Origin of the sequence: Allobosea sp. FBZP-16 (genome assembly GCF_002831785.1) — a bacterium.
GTDB lineage: Bacteria > Pseudomonadota > Alphaproteobacteria > Rhizobiales > Beijerinckiaceae > Allobosea > Allobosea lupini.
In genome coordinates this window covers 1-9679 of the sequence record NZ_LNCQ01000048.1, presented here as the reverse complement: position 1 = coordinate 9679, position 9679 = coordinate 1, and the positions used below count along the sequence as shown (strand labels likewise).

At 66.3% G+C, this 9679-nt stretch carries 13 protein-coding genes and 1 pseudogene; 4 read left to right on the top strand and 10 right to left on the bottom strand.

The features are described from left to right. Positions 1-37: 37 nt before the first annotated feature. The 4 genes from CXY91_RS23705 to gstA form a co-directional block, all read right to left on the bottom strand. The gene (locus CXY91_RS23705; protein WP_100963910.1) at positions 38-499 is read right to left on the bottom strand and encodes a hypothetical protein; all 462 of its coding nucleotides are present in this window, start codon (positions 497-499) and stop codon (positions 38-40) included. 180 nt (positions 500-679) lie between these two features. Then, positions 680-2389 carry a Na/Pi cotransporter family protein gene (locus CXY91_RS23700; RefSeq protein ID WP_100963908.1) on the bottom strand — a complete coding sequence of 570 codons (1710 nt, stop codon included), beginning with the start codon at positions 2387-2389 and terminating at the stop codon, positions 680-682. Positions 2390-2631: 242 nt separating this feature from the next. Then, positions 2632-3021, bottom strand: a complete 390-nt coding sequence (locus CXY91_RS23695; protein ID WP_091840371.1) for a nuclear transport factor 2 family protein — start codon at positions 3019-3021, stop codon at positions 2632-2634. Continuing rightward, a complete protein-coding gene (gene gstA / locus CXY91_RS23690; protein ID WP_100963906.1) occupies positions 3018-3629 on the bottom strand; it encodes a glutathione transferase GstA in 612 nt (203 codons plus the stop codon). Before gstA ends, CXY91_RS23695 begins: the two co-directional genes overlap by 4 nt. A gap of 126 nt (positions 3630-3755) precedes the next feature. Between gstA and CXY91_RS23685 the strand changes: the two genes are divergently transcribed. Next, a complete protein-coding gene (locus tag CXY91_RS23685; RefSeq protein WP_091840378.1) occupies positions 3756-4121 on the top strand; it encodes a winged helix-turn-helix transcriptional regulator in 366 nt (121 codons plus the stop codon). 161 nt (positions 4122-4282) lie between these two features. Here CXY91_RS23685 and CXY91_RS23680 read toward each other — a convergent pair whose 3' ends face one another. Both CXY91_RS23680 and CXY91_RS23675 read right to left on the bottom strand, forming a co-directional pair. Continuing rightward, the gene (locus tag CXY91_RS23680; RefSeq protein WP_100963904.1) at positions 4283-4753 is read right to left on the bottom strand and encodes a VOC family protein; all 471 of its coding nucleotides are present in this window, start codon (positions 4751-4753) and stop codon (positions 4283-4285) included. A 153-nt stretch (positions 4754-4906) separates the two neighbouring features. Then, entirely contained in the window at positions 4907-5227 is a 321-nt protein-coding gene (locus CXY91_RS23675) for a hypothetical protein (RefSeq protein WP_100963902.1), read from the bottom strand. Positions 5228-5241: 14 nt separating this feature from the next. Here CXY91_RS23675 and CXY91_RS23670 point away from each other — a divergent pair, with 14 nt between their 5' ends. The 3 genes from CXY91_RS23670 to CXY91_RS23660 all read left to right on the top strand — a co-directional run bounded on the left by CXY91_RS23670 (position 5242) and on the right by CXY91_RS23660 (position 6789). Next, positions 5242-5538, top strand: a complete 297-nt coding sequence (locus tag CXY91_RS23670) for a hypothetical protein (RefSeq protein ID WP_100963901.1) — start codon at positions 5242-5244, stop codon at positions 5536-5538. A gap of 10 nt (positions 5539-5548) precedes the next feature. Further along, positions 5549-5905 carry a winged helix-turn-helix domain-containing protein gene (locus tag CXY91_RS23665; protein ID WP_100964239.1) on the top strand — a complete coding sequence of 119 codons (357 nt, stop codon included), beginning with the start codon at positions 5549-5551 and terminating at the stop codon, positions 5903-5905. 80 nt (positions 5906-5985) lie between these two features. Then, entirely contained in the window at positions 5986-6789 is an 804-nt protein-coding gene (locus CXY91_RS23660; RefSeq protein WP_100963899.1) for a sulfite exporter TauE/SafE family protein, read from the top strand. A gap of 53 nt (positions 6790-6842) precedes the next feature. On the opposite strand, the gene CXY91_RS23655 is transcribed toward CXY91_RS23660, so the two are convergent. From CXY91_RS23655 to CXY91_RS23640, 4 genes and pseudogenes are all read right to left on the bottom strand, one after another. Beyond that, positions 6843-7799 (bottom strand): sensor domain-containing diguanylate cyclase, encoded by a 957-nt coding sequence (locus CXY91_RS23655; protein WP_091840384.1) that lies wholly within the window; start codon positions 7797-7799, stop codon positions 6843-6845. Positions 7800-7909: 110 nt separating this feature from the next. Then, positions 7910-8698, bottom strand: coding sequence for an N-acetylmuramoyl-L-alanine amidase (locus CXY91_RS23650; protein WP_100963897.1), 789 nt, complete (start codon positions 8696-8698; stop codon positions 7910-7912). Beyond that, on the bottom strand, positions 8695-9441 hold the full coding sequence (locus CXY91_RS23645; RefSeq protein WP_091840389.1) for a TerB family tellurite resistance protein: 747 nt from the start codon (positions 9439-9441) through the stop codon (positions 8695-8697). Before CXY91_RS23645 ends, CXY91_RS23650 begins: the two co-directional genes overlap by 4 nt. 55 nt (positions 9442-9496) lie before the next feature. After that, a pseudogene (locus CXY91_RS23640) lies at positions 9497-9679 on the bottom strand (hypothetical protein); the annotation flags it as partial.

The following is a 9679-nucleotide window of genomic DNA, read 5'->3' as shown; positions in this document are numbered from 1 at the left end:
CCACGAGAGGGTTCCCCGCGCCTTACTTGGAACTGACTTACCCGCCGCAGCGCTGTGCCAGCACGGCAAAGCCCTTCTGGCCGGCGGCGAGCGGGAAGCTCTGCGTCTCACCCTCGATGCGCAGGGTGAGGCTCTTGCCCTTGCGCAGGACCGACTGGAGCGCAGGCGTCAGCGTCGTCGTCGCCTCGAAATGGTTGCCCATCTCGTCGCTGATCAGCTTCATGCCGATATCCGCCTGCCCGCCGCTCGACGAGAATTTGGCGGTCGTGACGGCGTTGTCCTTCATGCCCTCCTTGAAGAAGGGGATGCGCACGGTCAGGCTCTTGCTGGCGAAATCGCAGGAGAAGAACAGGCGCTGGTCGTCGGTCTGCGGCATCTCGTAAGCGACGACGATGCCCTCGCCATCCTGCCGGACACCCCAGGTCAGGCCGTCATCGGCCCAGGCGGCGGCCGGGAGCGCCAGAGCGGGTGCCAGGAGGAAAATCGCCTTCGACGTCATGATAGCTGTCCTCGTATCCATCGATCGCCGCGCCTTTGGGTCGAGCAGGCGATAATTCGCGCATTGCACCGTCATTGCGGATCGCTTCCCTTCGCCTGCAATCGCGACAAAACGTCAGCTGGAACAGCAAACAGGCCGCACGATGGCGGCCTGTCCTCGGTCCGATGAGGAGCGGATCGCTCAGGCCGGCATGGCAGCCGCGCCAAAACCGCCGACCTCCTGGCTCTGTTGGCTGGTCTCCGTCACCGGCACGACGCGCGAGACCGAACGGCGCTCGGCGTCGATGCGCTCGATCAGGAAGTAGGCGCGCTCCGCCGAGCCGAGCAGCGCCAGGATCGCGCCGCGCTCGACCCAGGGCAGTTCGGCGCCGAGGCGCAGGCAGCGCTCGCGGACGCTCGTCAGGGCGGCGATGCGCGGCTGCGCCTCGGCGGAAACGAGCGGAGCATCCGGCCCGGCCGGCAGGATTGCGCGCATTGCCTCGGCGACCTGGTCGACGACGCTGTCGACGATCTCGCGGCCGGGCGCGCCGAAGGGCTGCCGCTCGATGCGGCGGGCGATCTGGTAGAGCGTTTCGCCGAGACTGGCGGTGAAATCCTCTTCCTCGATCAGGCTCGCGACGAGGTCGGCGCGGGCATAGGGCATCTCGGGCGTGAACATGCCGGAGGTGTACGCGCGGATATCGCGGTTCAGGATGTCGATGGCAGCGTAGTGCTCGTCGCTCTTCTCAGGCGCATCCGGCTTGCTGCGAGCGATGTCGAGGAAGAGCTGCGCGGCCTGGAGATAGCGGCCGGTCTCCTTCTGGATGTTGGCGACGGCATGGGCATGATCGGTCGCCTTGGCGAGGAAGCGTGGCGCCGAATAGTCCTCGATCTCGTCCGTCGCCGTGGCGCCGACCTTCATCAGGACGCGCTCGAAGACGCCGACGAAGGGAAAGAGCAGGACGGTGTTGAAGATGTTGAAGAAGGTCGAATAGAGGCCGATCGCGACCGGGATGAGCGGGAAGGTTTCCTTGCCGTCCTTGACGACCGCCACGCCCGGATCGCCGCCGAACCACTGCATCGCCCAGGTCAGCACGTCCATCGAGACGAAGAACAGCGGTATCGTGATGGCGACGCCGATGATGTTGAAGGAGATATGGGCGTAAGCCGCACGCTTGGCGTTCTTGGTCAGGTTGAGCGAGGCCATCCACGAGGTGATGGTGGTGCCGAGATCGGCGCCGAGCGAGAAGGCGACGGCGGTCTTCCAGTCGAGGATGCCGGCGGCGCCGAGGCCCATGACGATGCCGATCGTCGCCGAGGAGGAGTGGATCATTGCGGTGATGCCGGCGGCGATCAGCACGCAGTAGAGCAGGCCGAGATAGGTGTCGGCCTTCAGCGAGGAGATGACGCCCATCACCTCCGGCATGTTGCGAAGCGGGCGCAGACCGCCGGTCATCAGATTGAGGCCGTAGAAGATCAGCGCGAAGCCCATGCAGGCGAGCGCGATGTTCTTGACCTTGTCGGTCTTGGCGAAGATGTGGACCAGCGCGAAGATGCCGGCGAGCAGCAGGCCGAGCGGGCCAAGGGGCAGCGCGATCAGGCCGTTGCCGAGCGTCGTGCCGATATTGGCGCCCATGATCACGCTGATCGCAGGCCGCAGGCCGATCACGCCGGCATTGACGAGGCCGACGACCATGACGGTCATCGCGGTCGAGGACTGGATGATGCCGGTGATGAAGGTGCCGGCGAGGACGCCCTTGGCCGGCGTGCCGGCGATTCTGGCGAGCAACGCCCGCATCTTGTTGACGGCGAGATTCTGGATGCCGTTGCTCATGAATTCGAGGCCGAGCATGAAGATGCCCAGGCCGCCGATCACAGGCACGATCACCTGCGTGAAGATATCGACTTGCATGCTCTCGACTCCGACAAGTGTGCGCGGTCGCGTCTGCGCCCGGGTCGAGACGTCACGGCACAGCTCTACACGCGGGCCCGGCAATGGACGCGCGCGCTTTTTCCGTGCCTGTCTCCCCACCTGGCCAGCGGAGTCCTTAGGCAGGTCGTACGACATTGGGGTGACTGTGCGTCACGAGGCCGGCGAGCGATCGACTGGCCGCCGGCGTCGACATCCGCCGGCGGCCCGTGTCTCTCGGCCGTTCAGGCGACCGCCTCGTCGAGGTCGAAATGGAAGACCTTGGCGATCAGGCGCCAGCGCCCGTCGAGCCTGATGAAGCTGAGGAGGTCGGTGAAGCGCTTTGGACCGATGGCGCATTCGACGCGGGCCAGCGCGGTGACCGGGCCGGCGAATTCGATCGAGAGGATGCGGTCGCGCCGGGGCTCGCCGCGGCTGGCCGGCGAAGGGCGCTTGGCCACCATGGGCAGGTACTGATCCATGGTGAGATGGATCAGGCTGCCTTCCGTCCCGCAGGCATAGATCGCCTGCGGGTGGAAAAGCCGGCCGAGCTTGTCGGCATCGCTGTGATGGAGGCCGTCGAAATAGTCGCCGAGCACAGCGACGATCTCTGCGAAACGCGGATCGGCGCTCATTGGAGCAGGCCCTCGGCCCGCATCGCCTCCTGCACGCTGGAGCGGGCGCCGATCCGCGCCATGAAGGCGCGCAGCTTCGGGAAGGCGTCGAGCGGCACGCCGCGGCTTTCAGACCAGTTGACGATGGTGAAGAGATAGCCGTCGGCAACGCTGAACGCTTCGCCGAGGAGATGCTCACGGCCGTCGGCGAAGATGGTCTCGATATAGCCGAGCTTCCTGGCAACGCGGGCGCGTGCGATCGTCTTGCCCTCGTCGCTGGTGTCGGGGAGGAAGAGCGGCGTGTAGGCTTTGTGCAGCTCGCTGCCGATGAAGTTCATGATCTCCTCGAGCCGGATGCGCTCGAAGCTGCCGGGCTTGGGAGCGAGAGCGGCATGCGGGGCGAGATCGGCGATATAGCGGGCGATGACCGCGCCCTCGGTGAGGACGGTGCCGTCGTCGAATTGCAGCGCCGGAACATATCCCTTCGGATTGACGGCGGCATAGTCGGCGCCGGTCTCGGTCCGGCCGGCGAGGAGATCGACCTTCTCGAGCGTTACGGGCAGGCCGGCTTCGCGCAGGGCGATGTGGGGCGAGAGCGAGCAGGCGCCCGGGGCATAGTAGAGCTTCACGGCAATGTCCTCATCCGCGTTGACGAATGCCGGAGAGCTATGTCGACGCAGTTACCCCTGTATACGGGGTAACTTGTTGTAACTGCGTTTTCCGGTATCCTCCCGGTAACCGGAGACCTGATCGCAATGGCTTTGAAACTCAGGAAGAATCGCGCCGCGGCGCAGCCGGAGACCTGCAATGTCGGCGCCTGCATGCAGGTGCTCGGCGGAGCCTGGACGCCGAACGTGATCTGGTTCCTGTCAGGCGGGCCGCGCCGCTTCGGCGAACTCAGGCGCGACATGCCGGTGATCTCGGCGAAGATGCTGAGCGCGCGGCTGCGCGCGCTGGAGGAGAAGGGCGTCGTTCAGCGCAAGGTGGTGCCGACTACGCCGCCCTCGACCGAGTACGCCTTGACCGAGCTCGGGCAGGAATACGTGCCGGCGATCCTGGCGATCGCCGAGGTCGGGGCAAAGCTGAAGACACTGGCCGCGGCACGGGCGCAAGCGGCCTGAATTACGCATCTTCCGGGCCTAGTGGAGCCCTCATCCTGAAGAGCGCTCTGTAGGAGTGCGTCACGGAAGATGCTCCGGCTGGTTCCGGAGCCTGCCGGAGCTTCCTTCGCGAAAGCCGCTACGCGGCTTCCTCAGGATGACGGCGATCGGAAGGTCGAATCCTAACCCTTGGCCGCCGCTTCCAGCCCGGCGATGTCGAGCTTGACCATCTTCAGCATCGCCTCGGCGACGCGCCCGGCCTTGGCGCGGTCGGGATCGCGAGTGAGCTCACCCAGGCGCTTGGGTACGATCTGCCAGGACAGGCCCCAGCGATCCTTGAGCCAGCCGCACTGCTCGAACTTGCCGCCCTCGCCGAGTGCCTCCCAAAGACGGTCGATCTCGGCCTGCGTCTCGCATTCCACGAAGATCGAGAAGGTGTGGTGGAAGGCGTCGGAGCGCCAGGCCTCGAAGGCCTGGTAGCGCTGGCCGCCGATGGTGAAGGCGGCGATCTTGACGCTGTCGGCCGGCCCGCTCGGGGATTCGGCCGGGAGGGCGCTGGTCCATTCCAGGGCCGAGTCCGGGATCAGCGAGGTGTAGAGGCTGATCGCAGCTTCCATGTCCTTGTCGAACCAGAGATTCTGGGTGACCTTCATCGCCATGCTCCTTGCTCTCTCACCAGACCGGATGGCGGCCTGTCGCCTCAAGGACGAAGGAGGGGCGAGGGTTCCGACAGAGGCCACGCTTTTTTGTGAAGGGGTAGTTGGCAGGGAGAGCGGCGCCGCTTTCCGGCGAGGCCGCTGCTCGATTCACCAGCGGTCGTAGCGGGGGCGGCCGTAGCCGTCGCCATATCCGCGCCGATAGCCGTTAGCGTCCCCATGGCGGCCATAACCACGCCCATAGCCGCGACCGTAACCGCCGCTGCGTCCGTAGCGCTGGCGGTCGAGATTGTCCTGGATGATCTGCATCCGCCGCAACTTGGCTGCGCTGGCGCTGAATCCGGCCGGCAGCTTGTCGAGTTGCTGCGCGAGCGTGGGCGCAAGCGCTCCGTCATGAGTGGCGGCCGGCGCGGCACTGATCGCGGTGATCGAGCCCATGAGCAGGGCGGCCGCGATCACGAGATGTCGCATGAGGTCTCTCCTGGTTGGCCGAGGCGATCGTCGCTCTGGCAGTCGCAACGCCGCCTGAATGGAAATGGTCGCTCGCGTTCAGCGAGCGCGGGCCGCTGCTCCGGGCACGGCACGAGATCCTCAGACGCAGCTGCCCGCCGGCGAAGCTGGTCAACGAAGGTTGCGGAGAGGTTGCCGCAGCAGGGTGCGAGTTCGGCGCATGTGGCGCGCTGCAGGATGAGATGAGGCTGAGAAGCCGAGTGATTGCCATATCCGCTCACGATCGGAAGCTCACTTTGACCGGGCTGGGCGTCGCGAGCGTGCTTGGCTAGTTTCGTTGACATGGCAAAGCTCAAACTCACCATCGTGCTCGATTCCGGCGCCCGCGTGGGTCCCGGCAAGGTTGCCCTGCTCGAGAGCATCCAGCAGTCGGGTTCGATATCCGCCGCGGCCAGAAGCATGGGCATGGACTACAAGCGGGCGTGGCTGCTGCTCGACAGCCTCAATCAGGCCTTTGACGAACCGGTCCTAGCCGCCGCAACGGGCGGCACAAGGGGAGGTGGAGCGCAGCTCACCGCCTTCGGCTCCGAGCTTTTGGAGCGGTACAGGCGGGTCGAGCTCATGGCGATCGAGGGCGCAGAAAGTGATCTCGCAGCCCTCGCAGCTCGCGCTCGTCCGGAGACAGGCAGCAAGATCTAGCGTGTGAGCGCCGGCCCGTTTCCAAACGGCTGCGAGAGTCGCTATGGTAATTTGACCATAACGAGTCCGAGACGTTTGCGATGGATACCGCCGCATCTTCGAGCCGGTCGACGTTCAACGCGTTTGGCGCCGGAGCAGGTGTCGGTGTTCTGGGCGGCCTCATCGGTCTCGGAGGCGCGGAATTCCGCCTTCCGATCCTCATCGGTCTTTTCAAGTTCGGCCCGCTTGAAGCCGTCGTCCTCAACAAGGCGGCGAGCTTGGTCGTCGTTACAGCCGCCTTGCCATTTCGAGCGGGAACTGTGCCGTTCAATCAGATGGCGGCGAGCAGCTGGATCATTGCCAATATGCTCGCCGGCAGCTTGATCGGAGCGTGGTTCGGCGCAGGCCGGGCTACGAGACTGCGTTCCGACGCGCTCTACCGGGTCATCGCGATCCTCTTGCTTCTCATCGCCGGAGCACTCTTGTTCGGCCACAACGTTGCTTCGGGCGAAGCGCTTCTCATTGGAACGAGTCGCCTTTTGGCGGGGCTCATTGCCGGATTTCTGATCGGCGTCGTCGCCTCCCTGATGGGTGTTGCAGGCGGCGAGTTGCTCATTCCCGCGCTCGTGCTGTTATTCGGAGTGGACATCAAGCTTGCAGGCAGCCTGTCACTGGCGATCAGCCTGCCGACTCTGCTCGTGGGGTTCACTCGCTATAGCCGCGATCAGAGCTTTTCTGTCATTGGCCGCAATAGAGGATTTCTCCTTGCAATGGCCGGTGGATCCATCTTTGGCGCATTCATCGGCGGCCAGTTGCTGGGACTAATCCCCTCGACCCTTCTTCTGCCGCTGCTCGCTATGATCCTCATAATCTCGGCAGCGAAGGTATGGCGGCATGCCGACTGAGGCCTGCTCGAGATCGGCAGCCGACGCTAGCGATCCTGCAGCCGATCCCTCGCTCAGACCACACGCATCTCGCCGGCGCTGACCATCGCCACGTCGCCCGCGACCTCGACGGGATCGCCGAACAGGCGCAGGCAATTGCGGCCGGCGGCCTTGGCGACGTAGAGCGCCGAATCCGCCTCGGCGAAGCGCCGCTCGGGATCGTGCAGCAAGCCTGGCCGCAGGATGGTGGCGCCGATCGAGGCGCTGACCTCGATGGTCGTGCCGCGCCAGGCGACCGGGCGCGACAGCGCCGCTTGCGCCTGTTCCAGCCGGTGGAGCAGATAGGGGCGGCCGGCGGCCGAGCAGAGAAGCAGGCCGAATTCGTCGCCGCCGATGCGTGCGATGATCGCGGCGTCGCTGAGCGCGCTTTCCAGCCGCATGGCGATCTGGCGCAGGCATTCGTCGCCCGCGGCGTGGCCGAGGCGGTCGTTGATCGGCTTAAGGTTGTCGAGGTCGACGATGGCGAGCAGGCCGAGCGCGCTGGAATCGCCGGTGTGGCGGCGCAGGTCCGAGAGCTGCATCTCGAAGGCGCGGCGGTTGGCGAGGCCGGTCAGCGGGTCGCTATAGGCGAGCCGGCGCAGTCCCAGCCACATGTCCTTCTCGCCGGTGATGTCCTGCTTGGCGCCGTGGATGCGGGCGGCCCGTCCGTGCTCATGCGTGACGGAAGCGGAGAGACGCATCCAGCGCTCGGCGCCGGCGGTGGTGCAGATGCGGGCGTCCATGACGAAGCCCTGGCCGCTGGTGATCAGCCGGCTGCGCAGGCGTTCCATCTCGGCGCGGGACTCGTCATGGTAAAGCTCGACGATCGAGCGGCGATTGATCGCGCAGCCGCGTTGCAGGCCGAACAGGTCGTAGATGCCGTCGGTCCAGCTCAGGCGCGTATCGGCGAGCCGACATTCCCAGGCGCCGATGCAGGCCATCAGCGCTGCTTGATCGTAGAGGCGTCTGGCTTCGGCGTCCGAGAGCGGCATACGGCGGCCCTTAGCCCTGCGTCGGTGATGTGAGCATCGTCCGCGACGCTAGGGCCGAAGAGTTAATGAAGCTTGCCGCCATCCGGGCGGGATCGCCGCAGTCCTAACGATCAGCCGGTCCGGGCTTCCTGCGTCAGCGCGAGCAGGTCGCGCAGCGTCGTGATGGTCGAGCCATCGGCGACGCCATCGACCTTTTCCGGGCGCCAATGGCGCTGGAAGGCGGCGACAACCGCCTCGAAGCGCTCGTCATAGGTACCGTCGACCGCAACACCGTAGCCGAGCATGGCGAACATCGCCTGGAGCGCCTCGACCGGCGGGCCGGCATCGCCGCGGGCGAAGAAGCGCCCGCCCTTGATCGGAGCGGGCCGGGTCCAGAGGCCGACGCCGCCCTCGGCGAAGCGGCGCCAGGGGAATTTCTCGCCGGGATCGATCTTGCGGCCCGGCGCGATGTCGGAATGGGCGAGCACACGCTCGGGCGGGATCCGCCAGCGCTCGCAGATGTCGCGGCAGAGGTTCAGCGTCGCGGCGATCTGCGCCTCGGGAAAGTCAGGCAGGCCGGCAGGGTGGCCCGGATTGGCCATCTCGATGCCGATCGAGGCGGAGTTCAGGTCAGTCTCGCCAGCCCAGTGCGAGGCGCCGGCATGCCAGGCGCGGCGCTCCTCGGGCACAAGCTGGAGGATGTGGCCGTTCTCGAAGACGAAATAATGCGAGGAGACCTGCGAAGCCGGATTGCACAGCCACTGCAGCGCTTCGCCGGCATCGGGCATGCCGGTGTAGTGCAGGATCAGCGTGTCGGGTCGGCGCTCGGTCGAGCCATCGCTGAACTTGCGCTCGCCATGGTTGGGCGAAGGGAAGACCTTGGCGGCAAAGCGGCTGTCGGGTGCGAGAGTGACGCTCACGCCGGTTCGGGCTCCCTGCGGCCGATGCCGCGTTCCTTCTCGATCGCGTCCCAGGCGGCGTTGATGGCGGCGAGCCGGCGCGTCGCGATGCAGACCGCTTCTTCCGGCAGGCCGCGGGCGATCTCGCGATCCGGGTGGTTTTCCAGCACGAGGCGGCGGTGCAGCTGCTTCAGCTCGCCATCGCTCATCTCGCGGCTGGCGCCGAGCACGAGATAGGGATCGTCGCGGCGGCGCAGATGCCGCGCCTCGATGCGGGCGAAGCCGGCCTCGTCGATAGCGAAGATCATCGCGACATCATGCAGATAGGCATGCTCGCGTTCATGGATCGCGCCATCGGCCGCGGCGATCAGGAAAAGGCCGTCGAGCACGTCCTCCAGCAGGGCCGGCTCTTCGCGGAAGGCCTCTGCGATCTGCTGGGCATAGGCCTCGAAGCCGGCGCTGGTCTGCTTTGCGAGGTCGAAAAGGCGCTCGACATGCGCCCTCTGCTCCTGCGGCACCTCGACGATACGCTCGAAGGCGGCGATCTCCTCACGTGTCACCACCCCGTCGGCGCGCGCCATCTTGGCAGCGAGCGCGACAAGGCCGGTGGTGAAGATCAATTGCTTGGGCGCGGGGCCGAAGAGCGCGCCGTCGCGGTCGACCAGGACGTGGCCCGCGAGTGCGCCGACGAGGGCGCCGAGTGGCCCACCCAGCGCGAAGCCGAGGCCGCCGCCGCCCAGAAGCCCCCAGAAAGACGAGGTCATCGTTCATCCAGCCACGGCCGGATCGGCCGCGGCTCCTGCGTAGAATGCGAACGGCTCAGCGGCAATAGAGCCGGCCGTAATAGTCGCGGTAGTAGCCGTAGGGGCAGCCGCCGTAGCCGTCGTCATAATAGTAGCCGCCGCGGCGATAAGGCGAGGTAGCCGAGCCGACGATGGCGCCACCCACGCCGCCGATCGCGGCGCCGGCGAGCGCCCCGCCCGCGCGGCCGGTGGCCAGCCC

Excerpts from the sequence above, each read along its gene's own strand:
- CXY91_RS23705 (WP_100963910.1), bottom strand. The coding sequence starts at position 499 with ATGACGTCGAAGGCGATTTTCCTCCTGGCACCCGCTCTGGCGCTCCCG.
- CXY91_RS23700 (WP_100963908.1), bottom strand. The coding sequence starts at position 2,389 with ATGCAAGTCGATATCTTCACGCAGGTGATCGTGCCTGTGATCGGCGGC.
- CXY91_RS23695 (WP_091840371.1), bottom strand. The coding sequence starts at position 3,021 with ATGAGCGCCGATCCGCGTTTCGCAGAGATCGTCGCTGTGCTCGGCGAC.
- CXY91_RS23685 (WP_091840378.1), top strand. The coding sequence starts at position 3,756 with ATGGCTTTGAAACTCAGGAAGAATCGCGCCGCGGCGCAGCCGGAGACC.
- CXY91_RS23680 (WP_100963904.1), bottom strand. The coding sequence starts at position 4,753 with ATGAAGGTCACCCAGAATCTCTGGTTCGACAAGGACATGGAAGCTGCG.
- CXY91_RS23675 (WP_100963902.1), bottom strand. The coding sequence starts at position 5,227 with ATGCGACATCTCGTGATCGCGGCCGCCCTGCTCATGGGCTCGATCACC.
- CXY91_RS23665 (WP_100964239.1), top strand. The coding sequence starts at position 5,549 with ATGGCAAAGCTCAAACTCACCATCGTGCTCGATTCCGGCGCCCGCGTG.
- CXY91_RS23660 (WP_100963899.1), top strand. The coding sequence starts at position 5,986 with ATGGATACCGCCGCATCTTCGAGCCGGTCGACGTTCAACGCGTTTGGC.
- CXY91_RS23655 (WP_091840384.1), bottom strand. The coding sequence starts at position 7,799 with ATGCCGCTCTCGGACGCCGAAGCCAGACGCCTCTACGATCAAGCAGCG.
- CXY91_RS23645 (WP_091840389.1), bottom strand. The coding sequence starts at position 9,441 with ATGACCTCGTCTTTCTGGGGGCTTCTGGGCGGCGGCGGCCTCGGCTTC.